This is a genomic window from Microcoleus sp. B3-D2, assembly GCF_036705345.1.
In the GTDB taxonomy this organism is placed as follows: Bacteria; Cyanobacteriota; Cyanobacteriia; order Cyanobacteriales; family Microcoleaceae; genus Microcoleus.
In genome coordinates this window covers 21,126-45,588 of the sequence record NZ_JAUBUG010000009.1, presented here as the reverse complement: position 1 = coordinate 45,588, position 24,463 = coordinate 21,126, and the positions used below count along the sequence as shown (strand labels likewise).

Annotated in this window: 22 protein-coding genes; 10 read left to right on the top strand and 12 right to left on the bottom strand. The window is 45.1% G+C overall.

Features of this window, described 5'->3' with window-relative positions; all coding sequences use genetic code 11:
* The first annotated feature begins 89 nt into the window (after positions 1 to 89).
* The gene (locus QUB14_RS05400) at positions 90 to 824 is read left to right on the top strand and encodes a hypothetical protein (RefSeq protein WP_333215670.1); all 735 of its coding nucleotides are present in this window, start codon (positions 90 to 92) and stop codon (positions 822 to 824) included.
* Here the strand turns inward: QUB14_RS05400 and gmk are convergent.
* From gmk to QUB14_RS05380, 4 genes are all read right to left on the bottom strand, one after another.
* Entirely contained in the window at positions 821 to 1,390 is a 570-nt protein-coding gene (gmk, locus tag QUB14_RS05395) for a guanylate kinase (protein WP_333215668.1), read from the bottom strand. The two genes, QUB14_RS05400 and gmk, sit on opposite strands and share 4 nt — an antisense overlap.
* A 78-nt stretch (positions 1,391 to 1,468) precedes the next feature.
* Positions 1,469 to 1,735, bottom strand: a complete 267-nt coding sequence (remA, locus tag QUB14_RS05390) for an extracellular matrix/biofilm regulator RemA (protein ID WP_333215666.1) — start codon at positions 1,733 to 1,735, stop codon at positions 1,469 to 1,471.
* A 1,032-nt stretch (positions 1,736 to 2,767) separates the two neighbouring features.
* On the bottom strand, positions 2,768 to 4,870 hold the full coding sequence (locus QUB14_RS05385; RefSeq protein WP_333215663.1) for a M3 family metallopeptidase: 2,103 nt from the start codon (positions 4,868 to 4,870) through the stop codon (positions 2,768 to 2,770).
* Between the two features lie 164 nt (positions 4,871 to 5,034).
* Positions 5,035 to 5,871 (bottom strand): hypothetical protein, encoded by an 837-nt coding sequence (locus QUB14_RS05380; RefSeq protein ID WP_333215661.1) that lies wholly within the window; start codon positions 5,869 to 5,871, stop codon positions 5,035 to 5,037.
* A 145-nt stretch (positions 5,872 to 6,016) separates the two neighbouring features.
* Between QUB14_RS05380 and QUB14_RS05375 the strand changes: the two genes are divergently transcribed.
* Positions 6,017 to 6,148, top strand: coding sequence for a hypothetical protein (locus tag QUB14_RS05375; RefSeq protein WP_333215659.1), 132 nt, complete (start codon positions 6,017 to 6,019; stop codon positions 6,146 to 6,148).
* Positions 6,149 to 6,578: 430 nt separating this feature from the next.
* On the opposite strand, the gene QUB14_RS05370 is transcribed toward QUB14_RS05375, so the two are convergent.
* Positions 6,579 to 7,958 carry an NB-ARC domain-containing protein gene (locus QUB14_RS05370; protein ID WP_333215657.1) on the bottom strand — a complete coding sequence of 460 codons (1,380 nt, stop codon included), beginning with the start codon at positions 7,956 to 7,958 and terminating at the stop codon, positions 6,579 to 6,581.
* A gap of 224 nt (positions 7,959 to 8,182) precedes the next feature.
* Between QUB14_RS05370 and QUB14_RS05365 the strand changes: the two genes are divergently transcribed.
* Positions 8,183 to 8,494 carry a hypothetical protein gene (locus tag QUB14_RS05365; RefSeq protein WP_333215655.1) on the top strand — a complete coding sequence of 104 codons (312 nt, stop codon included), beginning with the start codon at positions 8,183 to 8,185 and terminating at the stop codon, positions 8,492 to 8,494.
* Between the two features lie 62 nt (positions 8,495 to 8,556).
* Positions 8,557 to 11,712 (top strand): helicase-related protein, encoded by a 3,156-nt coding sequence (locus tag QUB14_RS05360; protein WP_333215653.1) that lies wholly within the window; start codon positions 8,557 to 8,559, stop codon positions 11,710 to 11,712.
* A 209-nt stretch (positions 11,713 to 11,921) separates the two neighbouring features.
* On the opposite strand, the gene QUB14_RS05355 is transcribed toward QUB14_RS05360, so the two are convergent.
* From QUB14_RS05355 to QUB14_RS05335, 5 genes are all read right to left on the bottom strand, one after another.
* Positions 11,922 to 12,215 (bottom strand): TIGR03792 family protein, encoded by a 294-nt coding sequence (locus QUB14_RS05355; protein WP_333215651.1) that lies wholly within the window; start codon positions 12,213 to 12,215, stop codon positions 11,922 to 11,924.
* Between the two features lie 26 nt (positions 12,216 to 12,241).
* Positions 12,242 to 14,452, bottom strand: coding sequence for a PAS domain S-box protein (locus tag QUB14_RS05350; protein ID WP_333215650.1), 2,211 nt, complete (start codon positions 14,450 to 14,452; stop codon positions 12,242 to 12,244).
* A 581-nt stretch (positions 14,453 to 15,033) separates the two neighbouring features.
* Positions 15,034 to 16,242, bottom strand: coding sequence for an AAA family ATPase (locus tag QUB14_RS05345; RefSeq protein WP_333215648.1), 1,209 nt, complete (start codon positions 16,240 to 16,242; stop codon positions 15,034 to 15,036).
* Between the two features lie 71 nt (positions 16,243 to 16,313).
* Complete coding sequence (locus QUB14_RS05340) at positions 16,314 to 16,859, bottom strand: RNA 2'-phosphotransferase (RefSeq protein ID WP_333215646.1); 546 nt, start codon at positions 16,857 to 16,859, stop codon at positions 16,314 to 16,316.
* A gap of 321 nt (positions 16,860 to 17,180) precedes the next feature.
* Positions 17,181 to 17,864 carry a class I SAM-dependent methyltransferase gene (locus tag QUB14_RS05335; RefSeq protein ID WP_333215644.1) on the bottom strand — a complete coding sequence of 228 codons (684 nt, stop codon included), beginning with the start codon at positions 17,862 to 17,864 and terminating at the stop codon, positions 17,181 to 17,183.
* 523 nt (positions 17,865 to 18,387) lie between these two features.
* Here QUB14_RS05335 and QUB14_RS05330 point away from each other — a divergent pair.
* From QUB14_RS05330 to QUB14_RS05320, 3 genes are all read left to right on the top strand, one after another.
* Positions 18,388 to 21,243 carry a diguanylate cyclase gene (locus QUB14_RS05330; RefSeq protein WP_333215642.1) on the top strand — a complete coding sequence of 952 codons (2,856 nt, stop codon included), beginning with the start codon at positions 18,388 to 18,390 and terminating at the stop codon, positions 21,241 to 21,243.
* Between the two features lie 146 nt (positions 21,244 to 21,389).
* Positions 21,390 to 21,602, top strand: coding sequence for a hypothetical protein (locus tag QUB14_RS05325; RefSeq protein WP_333215640.1), 213 nt, complete (start codon positions 21,390 to 21,392; stop codon positions 21,600 to 21,602).
* 156 nt (positions 21,603 to 21,758) lie between these two features.
* A complete protein-coding gene (locus QUB14_RS05320; protein WP_333215638.1) occupies positions 21,759 to 21,971 on the top strand; it encodes a hypothetical protein in 213 nt (70 codons plus the stop codon).
* Positions 21,972 to 22,030: 59 nt separating this feature from the next.
* On the opposite strand, the gene QUB14_RS05315 is transcribed toward QUB14_RS05320, so the two are convergent.
* The gene (locus tag QUB14_RS05315) at positions 22,031 to 22,237 is read right to left on the bottom strand and encodes a DUF6887 family protein (protein ID WP_333215636.1); all 207 of its coding nucleotides are present in this window, start codon (positions 22,235 to 22,237) and stop codon (positions 22,031 to 22,033) included.
* Positions 22,237 to 22,413, bottom strand: a complete 177-nt coding sequence (locus QUB14_RS05310; RefSeq protein ID WP_333046144.1) for a DUF6888 family protein — start codon at positions 22,411 to 22,413, stop codon at positions 22,237 to 22,239. Before QUB14_RS05310 ends, QUB14_RS05315 begins: the two co-directional genes overlap by 1 nt.
* A 212-nt stretch (positions 22,414 to 22,625) precedes the next feature.
* On the opposite strand from QUB14_RS05310, the gene QUB14_RS05305 reads away from it, so the two are divergent.
* From QUB14_RS05305 to QUB14_RS05295, 3 genes are all read left to right on the top strand, one after another.
* Entirely contained in the window at positions 22,626 to 22,919 is a 294-nt protein-coding gene (locus tag QUB14_RS05305; protein ID WP_333215633.1) for a hypothetical protein, read from the top strand.
* On the top strand, positions 22,906 to 24,045 hold the full coding sequence (locus QUB14_RS05300; protein WP_333215632.1) for a DUF6745 domain-containing protein: 1,140 nt from the start codon (positions 22,906 to 22,908) through the stop codon (positions 24,043 to 24,045). Before QUB14_RS05305 ends, QUB14_RS05300 begins: the two co-directional genes overlap by 14 nt.
* Before the next feature lie 107 nt (positions 24,046 to 24,152).
* The coding region (locus tag QUB14_RS05295) for a leucine-rich repeat domain-containing protein (protein ID WP_333297108.1) at positions 24,153 to 24,463 on the top strand (311 nt) is incomplete at its 3' end.

Sequence of the window (24,463 nt, the reverse complement as noted above, 5' to 3'; positions counted from 1 at the left end):
CTCAAAATAGTCCGGACTATTGTAGTATATCTAAGGTAATTTATTTGTAGGCTGAGCGGGCGAGCGTAAATTTAACTGCAAACAAACTAATGATATCAGATACAATGACTTCGATGAATGTGCTGCGCCAAGAGGCTGCGGCGATCGGCATTACTGAGGAAGAAGCCAGAAAATATGGCGACCTCCGACATAAAAGAACTTGGTCTTTGGCGATCGAACATCACCTCTCACTGCAAGATTTTGCCGATCGCATAGAACAATCCTTCACAACTTCCGAACCCGATTCTTCCAGCGCACTCAACCACTCTTTGACTGAAGAGTCGAAAGACTATGGTATTCAGCTAACTGCGAACCTAGGCGAATCTAGAGTAACCAGGGACAACCAAACAGCCTCTCTTGCTTCGCCACAACAGCAAGCAGAAGAAATCGGGCGATCGCACGGCAATTCCGACCCCCGCAGCAACCAAAACCGAGGTTTTAAACAAGTAGTTCAAAATCATATTAAAGCATTAACAATTGCATCCGCCTCCCGCACAAATCAGCTCAATTCACACCTGGGCAATTGGGTTTGTCCTGAGTGTGGGCCGAAGGGGGAATTGGGCTGTTACCTTTGCGCCGGAGAAGGCAATGTAAGGGATATTGCAGCTATTGGGTGGACGCTAGCTTATATGGAAATGTTGGGCTGTTCTCCTCGCGAAATCGAACCTATACGGAAATTTCCGCCTTCCTTAAATATTCTGGAATTGAATTTAAAAGTTTGTGTTGCTATCAAACAAAGTAGCGAAGTTTTAGCCAGGACGGAGAAATGGGTAATTAGTCATTAGTTACCTGAAAGCTCACCCAAATTAAGTTTTGATTCTAGCTTTTTCAAAGCAACTTCCAAATCATCATTAACAACTTGGAAATCAAATTCCCCCGCCGCTTCAATTTCCTCTTTAGCACGCAGCAACCGACGGGCGATCGCAATTTCGGAATCTTGACCCCGACTCCGCAGGCGCCGCTCCAATTCTTCCCAAGAAGGAGGTAAAATAAAAATTCGCAGCGCCTGTGGAAAATTATTCCTAATTTGCCTAGCCCCTTCGAGCTCAATTTCGAGGATTACCCATTTTCCCTCACGAATTCCTTGCTTGAGACCAAAATAAGGAGTACCGTAAAAATTACCGGCAAACTCAGCCCATTCCGCCAACTCTCCAGCCTCAACCATTTGTTCAAAACGGCTGCGGCTGACAAAATAGTAATGCTGTCCCTCAATTTCTCCCTCACGGGGCGATCGAGTTGTCACCGATACCGAAAGATACAATTCGGGATGGCGATTGAGGAGCGATCGTACTAAGGTGCCTTTCCCCACACCGCTAGGCCCCGTCAGAACAATTAATTTACCAGATTTCATCTTTAGAATAGAAACGTGTAACAATTTAAGTTTCCGCTTACTTTAGACTGTAAACGCTCAAATTGCAACTGACAAACCTCAATCATCCCGACCTTGACCGTCTTTGCTGATCGCAAAACGATTAGCAACCGTTTCCGGCTGAATCGCCGAGAGGATGACGTGACTCGAATCTGTAATAATTACCGCTCTCGTGCGGCGGCCGTAAGTCGCGTCAACCAGTTGTCCCCGCTCCCGCGCATCAGTAATAATCCGCTTAATTGGCGCTGACTCGGGACTGACAATGGCAATCACTCGATTAGCCGACACAATGTTACCAAAACCGATATTAATTAATTGAATATCCATGAAAATCTTAATCTGTAGGTGAACGATTTACTATCAATCCTTACTTTTTATCATATAATATACAATAATTTTTTATGAGAATCCTCAAATTAATCTCAACTAAGTTTTTTAATTTCTACCTAAAGTTTTTACCATTTTGACGCCGAGTAACCCGTTCTTTATCAAAAATTTAAAAAAGACTCGCTGTTGCCACTCTATCTTAAAGATTCCGTAAAAGCATCTATTTTTAGTTGCAAATAAAAGCATTAGCTGTATCGAGAAAACAACCCGTAAATGTTGCGAAATATAAATTTATTTAATTGCCGACAGCGGAAAATTGAAGTATAATCAGGGAGAAATGATAGTAAATATTCGCGAATCGAAGTCTATACTAACAGTATTGAGACTGATGCTGCTTTGATGAGCTTTCCAACCTAAAGTAAAAGCTGCTGGCGATCCTCTTCGAGGGCTTCGCTAACGCACTTTCTGCCCGATTTTTTACCAAAAGATTGGGGATGATGTGCAAAACTACAGATTTTTATTGCATGATGTTCTACAATAAAATAAGTTTGTAGTGAAAATTTTAGTTTTATTAATACCAATAAAAAAGTGTGGCTACAATTATCAATTTTATAACAAATCTGAAAACTTGCAGAGTCTCGCGCCGGACACGGCAGTGCCGTTTCCCTACAGATGGTCGCAGGATTATATGTTGCAATAATTGTGGGAATTAGTATAAAAATCTGAGCACTTTAGTTTTTACTACAAACATTTTGAATTCAGCAAAAGTTAGGCAGAAAGGGGTTTTACGCATGAGATGAATTCCGGTTGAATTGGAATGATTAAACCGCAGAGGACACAGAGAACACAGAGTCAGAGAACAGAGAGATGAATAATTCCGATCCTACCTGATTTGATATAAATTATAGCGGTAAGACTTCATGCACACCGCACCCTACACATACAGGATATGTATAAATTTTGGTTGACAAAAAACCGGGATTAATGCAGATAAATTTACCCGCATTAATCCCGAGTTATTCCACACTTAAATTAAGCAGCAACTAAACCGCTGTGTCTCAACAAAGCTTTAGTGCTCGGTTCGCGTCCCCGGAAAGTTTTAAACACTTCCATCGGGTGCAAACTGCCGCCCAATCCTAACACTGTATCTCGGAAGCGCTTGCCTGTAGATGCGATCGCACTTTCATCTTCCAAACCCGCTTCCTCAAAAGCCGCAAAAGCATCAGCGCTGAGCACTTCCGCCCATTTATAACTGTAATACCCCGCCGCATAGCCGCCCGCAAAAATGTGTCCGAAAGCGCACAAAAATGCGTCTTCTTCCAGAGGAGGCAAAACTGTGGTAGTTTTAGCGATGCGGTTGCGGACATCGGCCACAGTTTCGCTGCCGCCCGATCGATAGCGGTGGTGCAATTCGATGTCAACGCTGCTAAAATGTACTTGCCTGAGCATGACGCTGCCGCTCATGTAGTGGCGCGCTGCTAGCAGTTTTTGGTAGTAGTGTTCCGGCAAAGTTTCTCCTGTTTCGTAATGCTTTGCCATCCCGAACAAAGTCGCGCGATCGTAACACCAATTTTCCATAAATTGACTGGGCAATTCCACCGCATCCCACTCAACATTATTGATGCCAGAAGCCCCCGGATAGTCTACCGTTGTCAGCATATGCTGCAAACCGTGACCGAATTCGTGAAACAAAGTTTCGACTTCCCCAAAAGTCATTAAACTCGGTTTCCCGTCAACGGGAGGACTTTGGTTGCACACCAAATAAGCCACCGGCAACCGCGTGGTTGTCTTGGACGCTTCCACAAATTTAGCGCGCACCACGCACTCGTCCATCCAAGCACCGCCGCGCTTTTCCTCGGGGCGGCTGTAGGGGTCTAAATAGAAATTGGCGATCGTATTTCCTGCTTCATCATCTATTTGGAAGTAGCGCACATCTTTGTGCCAGACAGGAGTTTGACCGTCCGCCGCAGTTACTGTCACGCCGAACAACCGCTTTACTAATCCAAATAACCCCTCTAATACCTGCGGCAAAGCAAAATAAGGCCGCAATTCTTCGGCACTAAAAGCAAACTTTTCTTCCCTGCGCCGTTCCGACCAAAAACCTACATCCCAGTGCTTCAAATCTCCAGCTTCCGGCGCGCCTTTTTCGGCAGCAAAAGCTTTCAAATCTTCTAAATCTTTGACAGCAGCATCATAACTAGCCTGCCGCAATTCTTCTAACAAAGCTTCCACTGCTGCAACGTCGGGAGCCATTTTGCTCGCCAAGCTCAATTCGGCATAACTGCTAAACCCGAGCAAAGCAGCTTTTTCCTGGCGCAAAGCTAAAATGCGATCGGTCAACGGCCAGTTATTCAATTCTCCGCTACTTGCTCTGCCGATAAAAGCTTTGTACAACTTTTCGCGCAAGTCGCGGCGGGTGCTGTGCTGCATGAAAGGGCCGTAACTCGGAAAGTCTAAAGTAATCCGCCAAGGGCCGTTTTCGGCATCCGCCTTTTCTTCGCCGGCGCTGCGAGCGGCTTGAGCTGCTAAACTCAACAAACTCGGCGGCAAACCGTCAATTTCGTCTTTGTTTGTGAGGGTGATGCTGAATGCTTTGGTAGCGTCGAGGACGTGATTGGAAAATTGGGTAGTAATTTCCGCCAATTCTAATTGAATGGCATTAAAACGCTCTTTTTGCTCGCCTTCTAAACCGACGCCGGAGAGTTGAGCGTCTCGAAGAGCGGCTTCGACAATTCGCTTTTGAGCTGACTCTAAGCTGTCCCAATTTTCGCTAGCCCGCAGCGCTTTAAAAGCTTCATAAAGCGGTTTGCTTTGACTGAGCTTGCTCCAAAATTTTACTACTTCCGGCTGCACTGTTTCCTGAGCCGATCGCAGTTCCGGGCTATTTTTCACGCCCATCAAATGTCCGACAATGCTCCAGCTCCAATTTAAACGCTCTCCGAGTCGCTGCAATGGTTCTACTAAGCCGCTCCAAGTCGGCTCTACAGACGATTCTAAGTCAGCTAGCGAGGCTTCTAGTTCGGTCAGCAGTTGAGTAACAGCGGGGACTACGTGTTCTGGTTCGATCGCGTCAAATGGAGGCAATCCTTGACCGATTAGTAACGGGTTATCAGCAATAGTTACGGTTGCAGTCATTTAATTTTCTTGTAACAGGTTGAAAACAGGTGAACTAGACAGATTAGCTTTTCATTTTGTAACACAGTTGTCGAAAAATTTGGACTCGATCGGGCGTTAGTCGCAGAATGTCTGAGTCGAAAAATATTCCTTCTGACTGATGACTAATGACTGCTCACTAATGACTAATGAATATTCTCTTGTGTGTGCTGCAACTCCTTGACAACCGAGATTAAGCGCTTGAGGTGAGGTTTGACAACTTCTTGCTGCTCGTGTTCCAAACGGTGGATTTGAGCTTGGACGATCGACAAATCCGCCGTTGATTGGTGCGCGGGAGCTTGCAGTTGGCTTTGCAAATTGGCCATGACTTTCTGGATTTCCAAAAATCTAGTATTTACTACTTCCCAGTCGTCTCGGGTAATAGAAGTTTCTGTCAAGCCTTGCGTGGCGCTTTGCAGTTGCTCTATAGCCTGTTCCACAGCTTGGAGATTCGCCCGTTGGCCAACCGATAAATCTTGCAGTTGTTCGCTCACCTGCTGGCGGACATCGAGCACAGCAGACGCCACGATTTCTTGCAAAGAAGCTACCGACTCTCCTAAACTCAGCAACTGCCGCTGAATGTCGAGAGAATCCTCAAAGCCCTCAGCCCTAGGCATTGTCGCCATTTGCTGGCGCAGCGCTGCAATATCTGCAGACAACTGCCTGCGTAATTTAACAATTACCGTCACCGCCGTTCTTTCGACTTTATTGACAGACTTTTGGACTTGGGCCATTTCCGAATTTTGATGCACGCGCACTTGCTGCTCGAAGCGATACCGGTTAGCAACATTCAGCGACAAAGCCAAAGTTAGGGGAGCCACCCCGTAAAAAGCTTGGCCCGACACAGCCACCGCCAGGGAACCCACACCAGAGGCCGCCAGAGAGGCGTACTCTGCCAGCTCCAGCCAGTGCCTTTGAGGAAAACTTGGTCTCAAGCGGTTTGCTACAGAGGGTTTTGGCTTCCGCACGGCTCTTTGGGTCATAGTATTTGCTCGTTGTGGGTAAGGTTGCGAGACTGGGTGGAGCATCGATTTCTATCCTTATTTTCAGTTATATGTTTTAGATTATTTCTCGGCACTCTTCTATTTTTACCTTTGTGAGTAAGTTAAGGATGACTGCCATATTATTATGTATTTGGGAGCCTGTGACGATCGCGCCCAATTCCGGCTGTTAAAAGGTTCGCCCCAACGCGCCCTCTATTTTACAGGAGTTAGCGCCATCGGGTTTGGGCGATCGACAATAGCTGTCCGGGCTAACTGAAAAATGCCTAAGACTATTTTAGATTTTAGATTTTAGATTAAAAGTTAACAAAAGGCGACCTACTGAGGACGATCGTCGTTTGGAGATTGTCGGGAGTTGCCTTTTTGTTCGCGCATTGGTATAATTTACTATTTCTCAATGGCCCGGAGCAAATTTACTGTAAAAATTAACCAATGAACTCAGAAAAACCCGGAATTGGCGATCGGCTAAAGTCTATTTTCAGTATCGCCATCTTTATCCTTCTCGTACTTGCAGTAGGCTTTTTAAGCCTTAATTTTATTTCAGCTCTCTATGCAAAACTTTCTTAAAATTAGTCCTGGACGCCTGCGGTTCCGAAACCGGGTTTTTTTACAAAAATACTTCGTCGCAGCCTGCTGACTCGGTAAAAAACCCGGTTTATTTAGTATTTATGCGTCCAGGAATAATTTGGTTACAACCCTTTGATATATTGCTTCAGTACAGGTGGCAAAGTGTAAAGACTTTCCTGTTTTTCGATCAAGCAGCGGCGCGATAGAGATTGCAATGCGTTTAGCAAATCTGATGATGATATTTGTCCGTTTTGTAGCAATTTCGCGAAGTTGACTGGCTGGTTTTCTGTCGCCAACAATGACATGACTTGTTTTTCGAGTTCGGAAGTGCGATCGTACTGCTGCTGTAAAACATCTTTTAAATCTTCGGGTAACAATATGGTATCATCTATTAATAACTCTGTCGCGCCGATTCCCAACTCTTGAATCAAAGTCGCCACGCTTTTTAACCATAACGGGTTGCCTTGGTAGCGGTGAATGAGTGCTTCGCAGTTGTCGATGTCTGTTAATCCTTTATCTCTGAGTATTTGCCGTGCGGCTGCGATATCTAAGCCAGTGAGTTGTAAAGTACGAATGGGAGTATTTTCGCTTGTGAGTTGAGGCACTTCTTTCGGTGGTTCCCAACCGACTAGCAGAAAGCAACTTTGATGGGATAATTTTTCTATTTGTTTGAATAGGGAGCGATATTCTTCGTATTCTGCTTTATATTTTCCTGCCAATTCACCGCTACAGAAAAGGTTGTGAACGTCATCTAAGACTATTAAACAGCGATGGTTTTGTAAATATTTAATTATTGGTAAGCGTTTGTGGTTTGTTGGGGATGAATCTAGGTTTTCTGACTGGGAAAAAAGCTGTGTTAGGTTAGATTGAAATTTATCGATGGTGGGGAATTCGTCTAGTGTGTACCAAACTGCGTACTCAAACTCGTTTTTGATTTGTTGTACCAGTTGTACTGCTAGGGATGTTTTGCCGATGCCGCTGATACCGGTGAGGGTGATGAGGCGGCAGTTTTGTTGTAGAATCGAGGTTGTGAGGGTTTGGAGTTCGGGGGTGCGATCGAAGAAATCGCCCAACTCTGGCATTTCGCTTAAATCTTGATGTAGAGTTTTAATTGGTTTAGAGTTAGATGTTTCCTGATTTGGTGAGTGTGAGTTTGGTGTATCTGGTGAGTGTAAAGTTTCTCCACAAAAATTAACTAAGCCTATTTGCACAGAATCCTGTCCAAAATGTTTTGAAAACAGGAAGATTTGCAACCTCTCCATTGCTGAGCTTAAATTGGATTTACTAACATCTTCCCCCAACTCTTCTGAAAGTATTTCCCATAATTCTGCTCCCACTTTGCGAACGCTACTTTCCGAACAATCAAAGTCTTTGGCTATGTGCTTGTATGTCTCACGTTGTAGAGTTCCTTTCAGTACCGCTGCTTGTAAATCGTCAAGGTGTTGACCCGTTTTCTCGAAGACTATGCGATCGGCGAGGGTTAACACTTCTTTTAGGTTCATGAGATCACGAAATGTTATTTTTTTTGTATTATAGCTCACATTTAGGAACAGTTTAGTACATTTTTCCACATTTTTGTACAAAACTAGATTAAAGAGATGGAAAGGGCTGACAAGCCGCTCACAAAATTGAACATTTTTGGGCTAGACAAATCTTTGATTTGTAAGGATGATGGGACAAGTATTAAATTAGTGAAAAACTTATTTATAGTCAAAAAATATTAATTATGTCAAATTTAAAGCTTTTGGGCAAGAGACTTAAAAATCTTTCCCTTTATCAGAAAGCGCAACAAATTGGCTTTGAGTATATTCTCAACCCCGACACTGGCGAACTACATCGTGTTGGTCTGGATGATTTTTGGGGTTCTCACAATCTCGCAGATGCAGACCTAAGCATTTTCATTGGTCTTAATAATATTGGGATTATACCAGTTGACGTTTTTCGTGATGGGAAAATACTTCCCGTTTATGATATTGATACTGGCGAAATGATTGGAAGCTATGCCCTCAATAAATGTAGTTACTGCTTTCCAAAATAAGCTTACTTCTTTAAAAGGCATTGGGAACTTGGGCATAATCAAAAACTTCAGAGGACAGACGCATGACGTATAGGCTGTTTGAAATCCCATCTGAGAGCGGTAATCATGCAGATGTTGTCTGGGCTGACCCCAGTAGTGGCGATCGCAATGCCTATACCCATTTAGCCTATACAATCGAAACAACTGACAGCGAAAACAGCGTACTAGATCGGCGAGGTATCCGCTTCAAAAACTTACGCCACTGGAAAAAAATCAACGAAAAATTTCCTGACTTACGGTTACGTCTCAAGGAAAAGCATACATACTATGCAGGTGAAAGCGTCCTCGAAAAAAATGAGCTAAAGCATCAGCATCATATTCAAACTGTTCTAAGGTTGGGTGCATTAGAGCTACTCGCAAATATCTATTCGGGGCGGATTACCGCTAGTGACAAAGATCCTTTTCCTCATCAATTAGCATTACAACAGTATGTTAAAAATCATGAGTCTCGCATTAAGCGAATTCTGATCGCCGACGAAGTAGGTTTAGGTAAAACAATTGAAGTAGGCTTAATATTAAGAGACAAGCTGATTGCACAAAAAGAGGATTTGCGTTGTCTTTATCTAACTTCTGGTGGCTTAACCGAAGATGTTAGAGATAAACTACGTAGTGTGATTAAAGATTCTGTTGATGGAAGCATTATTAGTGTTGTAGATTCTTTTAGACAATATGGCGATAGCATTAGTCAAAAAGGTATTCGGATTGCTAGTATGCACGCTGCTAGACGATATCTCAATGATAAGAAAGAGCTACCTAAAGGAGTTAAACCAAATATCATCATCATTGATGAATGTCATCACTGTGCCAGCAATGCTAACCTCATCAATGGGGAGTCATATGTAGAATCGGCAATTGAGACAACACAAGCTTATAAAACTGCATATCAGATGATCGCAGGTAAGTTCTGGAAAGACTCAGAACCGCCAGAGCTAGTTATCTTGATGAGTGCTACACCTTTTCGATCTGCCAATCAATTTACAAATTTATTGCGATTACTGGTACACCAAACTGCTTTTGAAAATGCCTATGCTAACGATATTGGCAACAAAGAACTTCGAGCAGCAATATCAAAAGATGATTCACCCGTAGCAGTCATTTGGCGGCAACAGGATGAGATTCGTAATTGGTCTGACCAAAGATTATTTCCGAAATTAATGATAGTTCGTCCCCACCGCGAAGGTGAGCCAAGTCTCGAAAAAACTGATGAAGAGTATCTGTCAACGCTAGAAAAAATCAAAAGGACAGTACAGCGTATTTATCGAGATCATAGGGGTAGTTTTGGAGGGTTTGCTACTGCACATCTTGAAACACGTTTAACCAGTAGTTCCCTTGCAGGTGCTTGTTGGCTATTTCGTTGGTGTGTCCGCCATCATCCAAAATGGCAAAATGAGCACAAGTATAAGACAGATAACTTCGCTGATACTCAAGATTTAAGGAAATTAATTCGCGAGATTTCCAAACACCTAGCGAAATTTGATACTGAGAGGGATACAGTTACAGGATACGCCAAAAAGGTTATATTTCCTTCTGACAGTAATTTTTCATTTGACTCTGCCCACTTGAAGGATGGCAATATACCTGCTATTCGTGACTTTCAGAAAAAACTACTGGAGAACGCAAAACAAAAAAATGATCGAGATGATGACGATGATACAGATTTAGAAGCAACGATAGAGGAAATATTAGAACTGACAAAATTAGCCTTAGACTTGTTGGCATCAGGTAGAAGTGTTGAAAATGCCAAGCTAAACTGGCTAAGAGCTATGCTAGAAGCACATCCCGATTCTCGTTTTCTCGTTTTTACTGAGGTATTACAAACTACTGCCATTATTACCGCAACTTTTCCTAAACAAAGTCGGGCTCTTACTGGGGAGATGAGTGCTGATGATCGAAAGAATGTAGTTAAGGATTTTTACGATCGCAACCAAAAATACCGCATCCTTGTCGCAACTTCTGCGGCGGACGAAGGATTAGATTTTCAAGTAGCCAATAAAGTTGTGCATTGGGATCTCAGTCCCGATCCTGCTGTTTTAATGCAACGTAATGGGAGGGTTGCTCGATTAGGTCAAATTTCTGATGTCACTGCCTACTATCTCATTTTAGAGGGTACATTAGCAGAAAAAAGAGATACAGCCTTACTAAAGCGTCTCGAAACAGCAGGAGTTACAGATCCGCGTATGCAATTGAAAATTTTGGGACAGCTTGATAATAAGCAAGAGGGCAAAATTGCAAGTGCTATTGAAAATGACAGTGGTGATGGACAAACTGTAGACAAAATTCTACAAGTAGCAAAGGAAAGCAGTGATCTCATGGAGACAGAGCTTCGTAAGTTAAATGAACAGCTAAAACCCATTGAGGTTCTCGATCGCGATAAGCTACTTAAACGCCTCAAAACTTGGCATAATGTGGAAGTTACTCAATACGATACTTACAAGCATAAATTAGTTTTTGAATCCAAAGAATGGCAACGCCCTATTTTTGGAGAAGAGAAAACAGAGATGGAGTCAGCAGTTTCTGAAGTTCTCGTAATCAAGCAGAAAAACAAAAAAGATAGAAAATTTAACTTTGACCCAGAATTTGCTCTTTTTAGCCAAGAAAAAACTCCCGATCGATTAGCAGGGTTGCTGCCTTGGAACCCGAAAGAAAGTGAGGGAGGTACAAAACAACATCAACCTTTTTTTGACATTGATCCAATTGGAGCCTTAACCCAGTCTCTTGCTAGACAAAGAGAAGCGGACTTTATGGCTGTTTCTGCACAAAACCTGTGCGAACATTTTCCCAATCTTAAAGGCTCCTCTTACTTGCTGTTTGCAACCCATCCATTACGAGAATTGGAGAAAAACAAATCATCAGACTCAGCTAAATACTTGACCTACTACACTTTTACAACTGATTTTAGTCAGCCAGTCAATCCCGATGGTGCTTCTGCTATTGAAGTACATGACATGATTACTTTCTTGGAGGCGCAACTTGTTCCAGGTGTAGTCTCTCTATCATCCGAAGTAATCGATCTGGCAAAATCAGCAGGGCGAGATATCTCTAAATGGGTACAAGATTCTTTCAGCATGGGTGGTGATGATTTCTTAGATGAAGAGTCAAGTTATTTCGTGCCGATTCCTGTTGCTTTGGTAGCTATTGTTGATCCGATCGCAGAAGTTAAAGAAAATAACATCGCATAACATCGCCCTTTATTTTTTGTGATGACCGACGATCGCCTTTCACGCATCAAGATCGATCGCCCCTAACACCAAATACCCAACACTGCGATGATTCTACCAAGATGGATCGCCCTTCACACCAAATACCCAATCGATGTCTGCGGTACAATCAAGGTAAAACTTATGATTAATCTTTCAAAAATTAACACCATCAACTGACTGCTGACTAACTAATGCAAAAACTTGCGGACTTGATATTCGCGACTTTCCGCGATCGCAATTTGCCAATCGCCCATTTTGGCATCCAACTCGTCGATTGTGGTTTGTGGCACAGACTTCCACTTCTCCCTAGTTTCCCAGCGAATCAACATCACCACCTCATTTTCCACCGGATCTACCCAAACTTCTTTGCCTAAAAAACCGTCGCAACTTTTTAGTCCCGCCGTCCAAACTTCCTGATCTCGCTGAATAAACTGCTCCCACTTTTCTTGAGGTACTTTAAATTTAAGCCACTCAATAACCATATTATTTCCTATTTACAAACAGCCCATTAATCGTTGCCGATGGCAATTCTAATTATCAACTCCGTTCCCTCTCCCGGACGCGAAACACAGTGCAACTTACCGCCGTGCTTTTCTACTACTAAATGCTGGGATATTGCTAGACCCAAACCAGTGCTCGTGTCTGGACATTTAGTGGTAAACAAAGGGTCAAAGATGCAGTCGAGGACTTCTTCAGTCATGCCAGGGCCGTTGTCACTAATGGCGATCGCAACTTCGTTTTCCCCTACCACGGAGGTCCGAATCCGAATTTCGGGAGTGAATATTTCAGAGCTCGACCTGGCTGAAGACAAGTAAGACTGATTTTGATTTTTACCATACTTTGCGTGATGTCTCCCCCCTTCTTCCAAAGCGTCGATCGCATTTGTCAACAAGTGCATGAACACTTGGTTTAAGTGTCCCGCATAGCAGTGAACTTGCGGCAAATCTCCGTACTCTTTAACTAGAGAAATCCCCGGCCGTCCCCCTTTAGCTTGCAGGCGATTTTGCAAGATCAGCAAAGTGCTGTCCAAACCTTCATGGATATCAGCAGGCTTCATTTGGGCTTCGTCGGTACGCGAGAACAAGCGGAGCGATCGCACGACATCGCGAATCCTTTCCGAACCTACTTTCATTGAATTTAGCAGTTTTGGCAAGTCTTTTTTGATGAAGTCTAAGTCTAATTCTTCCATCACATCTTGAATTTCCCGCACGGGACGGGGATAATACTTTTGGTAAAGGTCGATCGCTCGCAGCAGTTCTTGAATGTAGCCGGTGGCGTGGCTGACATTGCCGGAAATAAAACTAACTGGATTATTAATTTCGTGCGCTATTCCTGCTACCAACTGCCCCAGGGATGACATCTTTTCTGTTTGAATCAGTTGAGTTTGAGCTCGCTGCAAAATTAACAGCGTCTGCTCTAATTTAGCCGCTTGTTGTCGCAGGCGTTCTTCGGATTCTTGCAAAGCCAAAAGAGACTGTTTGCTTTCTGTAATGTCCAATCCGACAAATACCGCCGCCGTACTGTTATGGTATTTTTGAGCGACAATTAGATAAGTTTTATTTTCTCCTCTGATGCTCGCTGTTACTTCTTGAGATGTCTTCTTTTTATGGCTGGCAAAGAAATCGTATACTAAATCGTTAAATTTGGGACTTGTATCTAAAAAACCTACTTTTTGACCGATAAATAGTTCGGCAGGCATTTTGTAAGCGGTAGCTAAATGTCGGTTTACTCCCAAGTAGCGCAAATCGGAACTTACCCAAGAAACTAATCCCGGCACGGCGTCCAAAACGGCTTGAAGTTGCTCTTTCGCCTCTAAAAGCGCTAATTCTGCTACTCGGCGAGCCGAAATGTCGCGGGCGATCGCGCAGCGGTATTCGCAACCGCCGTATTCTAAATAATTGACTTTAACTTCAACGGGAAAACTGGGGCCGTCTTTGGTTTTGTAAGTGGTTTCAAAAGTGAGGTTGGTTTGCTGCTTCAGTTGAGCCCAGTGTTCTCGCCAATCCGATGCTGGCAACTGCGAATCGATGTCGCTAACCCTCATGTTTAGCAGTTCAGATTCCGAGTAGCCGAAAAGATGGCAAGCGGCTTTGTTCGCGTAGCAAATTTGACCGTCGGACGTAGTAAAAAAAATTGTATCAGCAGCATTTTCGAGGGCAATTTGAGTTAGTTGCGGTATAGTTTCTAACTGCTTGCTTTTGAGCTCGGACTGAAATTTATTAAAGCAATTAGTTTGAGCGGGAGCCTCAGCTATCTTAGATGCAAACAAAATCAAACCGCCGATCGCACCTTCGCTATTTGTCCAAGGCTGAAATACCCATTTTACCGACTCGCTGACAGAGCCGCTTGCGGTTTTTCCTGATACAGATGCGATCGAGCGCCCTGCCACAAACTCGCTGTATTCCAAAACTCCCGTCAAACAAGCCTGGGCGTTTTGCTCCCAATATTCCGGGAGATTCGGGAACAGTTCCCAATGAGCTCGGCCGATGGCCTCGCCGTCGCCCAACCCCCAATCGGTTTCCCAGCGACGAGAAACCGACAGATAGCGCATTTCACAATCTACCATTGCCACGGCCTCGGCGGAGCGCTCCACAAACCGCCGAAATCGGTCTTTACTCTCGGACACGGCTGCCTCTGCGGGTTGTTGGGCGATCGGGACAGTCCCGTCAACGTACCTTCCCAGTCCCTGACTTTTTTGCTGAACTGGCTTAGTGTGCACGGTTTGGGATTTCCTCCATAGCTGTCAAGTCTGAAAAATTCTGTTTGAGACCAAAAATGCTGTTTTCCCCTGATGTGCTCTCTCGGTCGATATCCTTAGAGGGTCTCACCCATCATTGATATCATTTTTGATGGGGATATGTCTATAGGCATTGCTATCAACTTAAGACCAAAGCTAGTGCCCGCTTGCTGTTTGACCATTAGGCATAGATCGCGCCCGCGCCCCCGAATAGTCGGAGGAGACTGGAGCGATCTCTTGCCTGCCCCGACTGTGCGGGGGCGCAAGAGGGCAGCGACACTAGGCAAAAAACGAGAGAGACAAAGGGTTTTAGGCGATTGTTGACACCCATGGTCTATAGGTACTCAAGAAAGTTTCCCCCAAACTTTGATATTCAGAAGATTTCCTGGTGATTGTTCGGTATTTTATACAAGTTCCCAAAAGAATGCAACTGTAGGCCCGCGCTCCAAATCATGAGCTTCCTCAGTCATTCCAAATTCTTTAATTGAAAACCCCACATCGAACATGGTTGAGATCGTGTAGCCAGTGCGATCGCCAGATAGCTTGAGAATGCAAGAGAGCGCTCAAACAAATTTGTGCGTAAATTCACTGGTAAAATCCACTCTCCCTTTGCGTAACATTGCAGGATCTAATCTTTCAGTGGTGTTGCAAGTCATCAAAATTACGAGTTTTTGCTGAAATTGAATGCCGTGTTCGTCGATGACGCTTTGATACAAAGTTCCATCCAGCAAACTCAAAATGTGTTCAGTTTTGTTAGTGCGTTGGGCTTCAGCAGTCGATCGATCTTGAGCCAAATTATCAGCCTCGTTTATAATAATACAAATCCGCTCTAAATAACTCGGTGGCACAAAATTTTCCACAGCATCGTGGTCTAAGATAAAAATCACATAACCCAGCGGCACTAAAATTTCCTTTGCTACCGCTTGCGTCCAAGCAGTTTTGCCCGTCCCCGGTTCGCCACTGACCAAAACAGCCAACTGATTTTGATCCAAAATTGCCTGCTGAACTGTATCGGTAAAACTTTGAACCTCCGCAGAAAAAGTGCGAATTGGGAACTGGCTGTGAACCTGTCCGACGCGGCTTTTGTACCCGCCCAGAATCACCGCTAAATTATAAGTTGCCTTGCTAACGAGCGGCGCAATATCTTGGCAAATTAGAGTGTAGCAGCGTCTTCCCCTGTCGTAGCTGTCAATTTGCAGCCAGCAGCCGAAGCGGGCCCAAGAAGCATACACAGTACCCAAAACTTCCAAGCGTTCCCAGCTAACAAACCGCTCCGGAGGATAAGAAAAATGTCGCTCCATAAAAGACTGGGTAATTGCATCCGGTTTTCCCAGCAAATCGAGAACTTTAAAAACAGTAATCTCTTGGAGTTTGTTGAGAACGTAGTCGATGGGAATGCTAGCGCGGCTGACCAATTGCACCACAGGCGTTTCGGTAACTAAAACGTCTTTGTAGCGGTAATCCGGGTAAACTGGCTGCGGAGTAATGTAATCCCAAAATTCATCAATTTCGTAGCGAGTATTTTCCGAGAATACATTTAACATATTTGCCCACCAAGTATATTGGTGTCGTCCCATTGCGTCGGCAATGTCGCTAGCTGCCCCTAAAGTTTTTTGAGCTAGTTCTAAGGGATCGCTAGATGCTAAATGTACCAGGTATTCCCAATCTAATTGACGGTAAAAAGGTCGCCAACCCGATCCTAGCAGGCCTCTATTTGGAGAATTGTTTTGATGAAAATTGTTTTCGCGATCGCCCATATCTTCCGCACTCATTTTGCAAAACTCCTAGTTACTCTTATTTTACAGTTTTTGCGGTACACATTCTACAAAAAAAGTGAAAATTATCAACTTATTTTGAGATAAGCGGGCGGCACAAAATCAACTAACCAAACTTTGTTTGCCGAGCAGTAAAATGTATGACCGTCGCGTTGCATGGCTGCGGCATCTACACTAAAGACTGCCGGGATGCCATGTCTTGCACCTACTTGGCGCGCCGTCTGGATATTCACGGACAAATGAACGTGATGCCGCGACATTTTCCTAATTCCTTGACTGAGAATAGACTCGACAACAGTGCTACCTGTTCCGTGATATAAAATATGTGGGGGAACAGCGGGTTCTAACTGCAAGTCAACCTCTACGCTGTGTCCATGGTTGGCACGAATTAGAGTGCCCGTTTCGTCAAATGAAAAGCGCTGCTTGTCGTTTTGCGCGACTACTTTTTTGAGTTCTGCAAGCTGAACTGGAAAGTTATTTTTTTGGCACGCATCGAGGAGTTCGCTAACAGGAACCCAGCCACCGGGAGCGAGTTCAATGCCGATGCGCGATGGCGCGTGGCGCAGGTGTTTGCTGAGATATCGGCTGATTTTTACTAATCGAGCATCGTTCATAATTTTACTTTTTTTATTGAGCTTTTAAATCCCCTATTACAAAACGTCACTAGCGGGTTGTATCGTTGATGGGATGCGGGTTTGTTGAATCTGTTTGCACTGCCATAGGGCGCTTGAGTGAACCCGCCTCTACAGGTTTCGGAGAATGATTCCCGGATCTAAAAAATAGTTTTACGCGCTAATTATGGTGGTAATGTGCGCCCTTCAACACCTACAAAATTAGGTTCTGCCTCCGGGCATAAAAAAGTATTCGGGGTGTTATTTTTCACGAGCTTTATCTTTTGATAATTATCAAAAACTTTGCCTTCTGCCGAATGCCTTCTACCTTGGAATAACGCCGCCAAAAACAGCAAAATTTAGATAGCGCCAGTGACATCCAGCGTCGGCAAAACCTGCTTCTGCAAGCCACTTTGTCTGCTCTTCCACAGAGGAGGGAATATCTTCTTCTAGGTATTTTTGAAACCAGGCTGCATCGTCTTCTCCGTTAGCTTTCATGTACTGCCGCCACAACTGTTCGTATTGCTCAGTCAGCCGGGGAGTAGCACCTGTCACAATATCTCGAATTAGCAAGATTCCCCCTGGATTCATCGAGTGGAAAAGTTTGTGAAATAGCTGTTGTTTGCCTGCGCTGTCGAGGTGGTGGATCGCCAACCCTGAAACAACCAAATCGTAACCGCTGCCGAAATCATCTTCGGCAAAGTTTCCTTGCTGCAAGGTCAGCCGTTCTCGGAAAGCGGACAAGTTAGTTTGGCAAGTTTTCAGCATATTTTGGGCGATGTCAAAGGCTAGGACTTTTGCTTGAGGAAATGCTTGCAGAATCATAGCCGACAGTATGCCCGTTCCCGCGCCTAAATCCAGAACTTTTATGTTACCATTAGTTTCAGAAGGGATTAACTGCAATATTACATCGTGTTGCTCGCGATATCGCGGAATGAGGCGCGGAATTAAGCCGTCATAATCAAATGCTCTTTGTTCAAATTGCTCGCGTACAGCGTCTAAATTCACAGACGATTTTCCTCAAATTGTTAATAGTTGAGTGCGTCAATGCAGTTGGGCGGTTCTCTTCTCTGAAGGTATATTACAGATATAATACAAAAAATTTACATACCTGTCAAGATGTAGAATAAAATAATTTAAAAGAAGTTACGGACGATCGCCAGACAGGGACTTTGTGCGCCCAAACCCGCCCCCGATCTGGGAACTGTCTAGCCCTGCACATATATCTCCTTCAGTGCAGATGAGGCAGAATGCCACAGACTCGAAAGCCTGCCGAAGACGAGACTTTGTGCCAGATACTAGGAGTAATTGTGAGAAAAAAGTTGACGGTTAGGATACCCGTTTCAAACAAGAATGCAACTGTCGGTGTGTGCTCCACACCCTAAATTTCTCAGTGATTACCCCTAGTAAAATATAAAAGATAAAAACGAATGAGCTAGCAGCCGACGATCGGCTAGATCTGAAAAAATCAGTCCTCAGATTGACAAACTTTAGCCAACTATAAACAAAAATTGAGTTGACTCCCGAGTGGATGTGGTACCTGCCAATTTTTCAGGAAGATGAAGAGATACAAAATATTACACCCGTCGGTGCGGGAAAGAAAATTGTGATAATGAATCAGGATGCGAGTAGATTAGGTGTCAGCCGTCAGGGGAAAATAGAAGCCATGGAAATCCAACAACGGAGTAAGGATAAGCCCGATCGCCAGCAACAAAACGCGTCCGATCGGCTCGCTCAATTTTCTACCACAAAAGAGGTAGATTCATTGCTGCAAGAATGTTTAGATTTTAAAAGAGCGATCGACCGATCGGCACTTGCGGTGAGAACTGACGCGCGAGGAATTATCAACTATGTCAGCGAACGAGTTTGCTCCATCTCCAACTATTCCCAGGCTGAACTAATCGGCAGCCACTTCGGCATCCTCCATTCGGAATATAAATCTTCGGAAATAATCAAAAATCTCCTATCAACTGTGGCCAAAGGTGAAGTTTGGCAAGGAGACATTAAGAATAAAGCCAAGAATGGAACTGATTATTGGGTGTACGCAGCAGTAGTTCCACTGTTGGACTGTAAGGGAAAACACTCTCAGTATTTGGCGATCGGATTCGACATCACCGATCGCAAAGCCGTTGAAGCAGCCCAAGCCGAAGCCAACCGGGCAAAAGACGAATTTCTGGCGATCGCCTCCCACGAACTGCGATCGCCCCTGAGCGCGATTTTGGGATGGACGCAGCTAGCTCGATCGCGCAATTTCAACGAAGCCACCACCCACCGCGCTTTGGAAATCATCGAGCGCAACGCCAAATTACAAAACCGGCAAATAGACAATCTCCTCGACCTCTCGCGGCTGCTGCGGGGGAAAGTGTGCCTGAACATCAGCCAAGTTCACCTCCCGTCGATCGTCGAATCTGTGATCGATACCCTCCGTCCCGACGCCGAGGCTAAAAACATCCACCTAGAAAAACATTGCGACCCCGCCGTAGGCTACATTTTGGCAGATGCAGAACGCTTGCAACAAGTAGTCGCGAACCTCGTTACCAACGCCATCAAATTCACTCCAGAATCGACACCAAACCCAGTTCAAGTGGGGATCGAGCCTAGTCCGTCCGGCGTCTTGATTCGGGTTAGCGACAGCGGTTGCGGCATCGACCCCAAATTTCTGCCGCACATCTTTGACTACTTCCGCCCCGCAGACAGTTTCCAGAGCAAGGAACAGCACCGGCTTGGGCTGGGGCTCTCAATTGTGCGGCAGTTAGTGGAACTGCACGGGGGAAGTGTTTGGGCTTCGAGTCCCGGCCTCGGTCAGGGGGCGATTTTTGGGGTGCTGCTACCGAACCCCAACCAAAATGCACCCGACGATCGCACTGCTGCGATCGCCCAAAGTAAAAGCAGACCCGGATCGGTTTCCAAACCCCTAGCGGGAAAGCAAGTCTTGGTAGTGGAAAGCAGCCCCGAGATCCGGAAATTTCTCAAAACAGGTCTCGAAGCATTTGGAGCCAAGGTAACAGCGGTGGGTAGCGCCGCCGAAGCGATGGCCGAGTTGCAACAGTCGCGGCCCGACGTGTTGGTGAGCGATATGGAGGTGTCGGGAGCAGACGGCTGCGATTTGATCCGCCGCATCAGAGCAATGGAAATGTCCGAACACAGGGAACTGCTGCCGGCGGTGGCGCTGACGGGAGGCATCGAGGAAGAAGATTCGGCATCGGCGCTGGAGGCGGGGTTTCAGAGGCATTTGTCGAAGCCGGTGGAAGCGAATCAGTTGGTCAGCGCGATCGCCCAATTGGCGGGACTGACTGGATTCAGCGCCGGAGAGTGGGGAGCGGGAAATGTCGGGGCGAGCGGACCCCAGACCCCGCTGCCGGAACCTAAAAGTTCTGAGGACAAAAATAATGGGGAACAATTAACAACTGACAACAGAGAATTACCGCTGTTGCTGGTAGTAGAAGACAACAATTTTCTGGTGGCTTACCTCCAAACTTTATTGAGTCCATACTATCGAGTCGCCGTCGCGAGTGACGGGGTTGAAGGTTTAGAAAAAGCCAAAAGTTTGCAGCCAAATTTGATTGTGAGCGACCAAATCATGCCCAGACAAAACGGGCTGGATTTGCTTAAGGAGATTCGGAACACGCCAGAATTGAAATCGACTCCGGTAATCTTTTTGACCGCGCGATCGGGGATGGAAGCTCGGATCGAAAGTTTGGATGCGGGTGCTGACGATTATATTTCAAAGCCTTTTGACGAGAGGGAATTGCTGGCGAGGGTGAGAAATTTGTTGCGATCGCACGCAGCCGAACAGCAGTTGGCTGAGCTCAACCGTCAGTTGCAGCAGCAGAAAAAGCAGTTAGAAACGGTGAATCGAGCCTTGCAGTATTTGGCAAATTACGACAGTTTGACGGAGGTAAGAAACCGCCACTCTTTTAATGAATACCTCGATACGGAATGGCGGCGTTTGGCGAGGGAAGAAGCACCGCTGTCTTTAATTATGTGCGACATTGATTATTTCAAACTTTACAACGACACTTACGGTCACCAAGCGGGGGATGAATGTTTGCGGCAAGTGGCGGGGGTTATCCAACATTCGGTAAAGCGAGCGGCAGATTTAGTAGCGCGTTACGGTGGAGAAGAATTTGTAGTAGTTTTGCCGAATACGGATATTGAAGGTGCCACTTGCGTAGCTGAAATGATCGCACAACAGGTGCGGGGTTTGCAGATACCTCACGCTAAGTCTGCAGTCAGCGAATATGTGACGCTGAGTTTGGGTGTAGCTTGCTGCATTCCGGCGCCGATGTCGCACCCGGGGGCGCTAATTGCGAGCGCCGACGAGTCGCTTTATCGGGCGAAAGAAGCAGGGCGCGATCGGGTTTCGGTTGCCACATTTCAAGGATAATATAATAGTTAAATCAACTTATATGGTGCGTCAAAAATCTAGGGTTTCGATTTAAACAAATTTTTTGTATCAGACGCACCATACAATTGTGCTGGCAAACTTGGGTGAATTCAAATTGCTATAAAATAGTTAAAGGAGGTCGTGCCATGACAGCAACCTTAGACCAACCCAAAGACCAGCGCCTAATTCACTCCGGGATTGATGGGCAACAATTCAAGCTAATCGAGCAGGGGTTTTCTGATTCCCCCGGCATCCGACTTTTTTATTTCAAAGGTGAAGTAGAAATCTTGGCAGTTTCGCAAGAACATGAAGTCTTCAGCGGTGTCATCGCCCTGTTGCTGGGTACGTATTTTGTATAAAAAGAAATCGATTTTACTCCCACAGGAAGCTTTACCCAGGATAAAGAAGGAAAAGCCTCCGCACAAGCATACTAATCTTACTTAATTGGCAAAGCATCGGGAGGCATTGCAGACCTCTCGATCGAAGTTGTATTTACTAGCGGCAACGAAAGCAAGTTGAATCGTTACCAAGCCTTGGGAGTCCCCGAAGTTGGGTTTTGGGAGGATGGAGTATTTGGCCTGTATCATTTGCGATCGCACGGATATGAAAAAATTGACCAAAGCGAAGTTCTCCCCGGTTTAGACATCAACCTGCTGTCTCGCTGCTTGCTGATGGCTTCTAGGGTTGAAGCAGTTAAGGAGTTTCGGCGCGGGATTTCTGCGGTTTAGAGAAAAACTGGTTTGGGCGATCGCTCCCCCATTTATAAATATATTGTTAGGATACAAGACTAATCTTTGTCTTCTTTCATTTGCTGGCGAATGGCTGCCTCAATCTTAGTATCGAAATCCGAATCTCCCACTTTTGTTATGATTGAATTCGACCGCTTTTTCCGCCTGTCTAAGTAGGCTTGAAGTGCAGCTTTATCCCCGCGATTTTTAAGAAAATAACGCTTCAATTCTCCATCAGACATTGCAGTATAATCTACTTTGCTCATTAAAATACCTCCCCATTTGGAGCAATTTCAATCTCAATTTCCTCGTCATATCCAGCCAATACGAACAAGTTTTTGCTTCTCTCGTCAACACAGACGAGGTGAATAGGTTGCAATGCCAAATATGTCAAGTAATAACTGATTCGATACAAACCCTCTAGCTGCGCGTAGGTCGGCATTCAAACCTAAAACTTTATCGAAACTGGTATCTATTGTAGCATTCCTGTTTGCGATCGCACTTTCACCTTCCAAGATAACGTCTGTCACTGCAGCAAAGAGTGATGGAATTTGGTTTGTGGCTCTTGACAGGTATGTATTACAAGTGTAGTATAAAGTTGCGGTAGAAAAGCTCGATCGCTCGACACCAGCAAACAAAATTTAGAAAAAACCTATGCAACCCATCCGACAAGGCGACGTAATTCTCACCCCCGTACCGAAAATCGAAGGAGAAAAAAAACCTCACCTAACTCTCGCCGAAGGTGAAGTCACCGGACATTCTCACCAGATTATTGAGGGACAAGCTGAACTTTACGAAAAAAACGGCACTCTGTACTTGCGGGTGCTTTCACCGACAGCTTTATTGAGTCACGAAGAACACCATGCGATCGCAATTCCCGAAGGTAATTGGATGGTGCGAATTCAGCGGGAATATGAGCCGCAAGGTTGGAGGTATGTCACAGACTAAGGTTAAAAAACTGACGCCAGAACAAGCAGCTTTGATTCCAGTTTATCGGGAAAAGTGGAGAGCCATCGCGCTTTCCACTGGCCCGATAAATCGCTCGCAAGCTGCGGAAACAATAAAATCGGCTTACAGTGCGATCGGCAAAAAAGCACCGGAAATCATTTTTGTCGATCGCCCCTACGAAGCTGCCGATCTAATCGTCAGTCGATTGGACAATCCCAGCAGCGAACTGCGGAGCGAATTTGAGAGAAAACTTCGCAGCCAGCTAGAAAAACAACTGCGACGTTATTTGGGGAGCCAACTAGAAATCGAACTGCAAAGCCAACTGCAAACTCAACTTTCAGCTCGACTTTATACTCAACTGCAAACGCAAATGTGGGAGGCGCACCGCAATTATTTAGCTGGCTTCATAGCAAGCCAATTGCTACCGCAAGAGGTGCTCAATGAGCGGAGTGGAGACATTTACTGGGAAACATTAGGAAAACAATTCAGTAATTGCATTCAACCAGTATTGTGGGCTGCTTATGGCAGTTTGTTGGATTTTTGCATTTCCGTTCTAAATTTACCTCATTCCAACCGCAGAAATTGGATAGTTTTTCAATCGATTGTCCGGGATTGCGGCTTGATTTATCCCTATGAAAAAGTTTGCGTTGTCTGCGAAAAGCCGATCGCACTTTCCGCAGACAGCAACTACCGCCTGCACGCCGAAGGAACACCAGCGGTACAATTTGCCGACGGTGTTTCGATTTACGCCTATCACGGCGTGATTTTGCCGGAATGGTACGGTAGGCTGCACCCGCACCAGTGGCAGTCTAAGTGGGTGTTGAAGGAACAGAATGCGGAAGTTCGGCGGGCGTTAATTCAGGGAATTACTTACGATCGCATTTGTCAAGAATTAGCGGTTACAGAATTAGATAGTTGGCAAGAATACACTCTATTAAGCATCGAGTTTGACGATGATTTTGATTGGGTGGGTAATGCAAAGCCAGTTTATTTGTTAAAAATGACTTGTCCAAGTACGGGACACATTCACGCTTTGCGCGTGCCGCCAAATGTGCGATCGGCTCTTGAGGCAATTCGCTGGGTAAATTGGGGAATCGAGCCAGAGGAGTTTAGCGTGCAAACTTGAAGATTTTTCATGGCCACACAGGCCGGCAGGGGTTTAAACCCCTGCCGGACTAAGGAACTGACGGACAGGCAGACTGAAATTTTACCAAAATAGAATCGGAATTTACTATGTCAGAACCACAAGCAAACCAACCAATTAATTTTAGTAGCTTTGCCGACAGGTGCACGCACAAAGATAGTCTTTCAAAATCGGCAAGAGATACAGTTGAAGTGCTGTTAAAACGGGCTCGCACTTCTAAGTGCAATAAAGCCGCTCGGATACTTTCAAACCTCACGGAACTTTCTCTCGACGGCAATCAAATTACCGACATCACCCCACTGTCGGCACTCACCAACCTGACATCCCTGTATCTCAACAACAATCAAATTACCGACATCACCCCACTGTCGGCACTCACCAACCTGACATCCCTGTATCT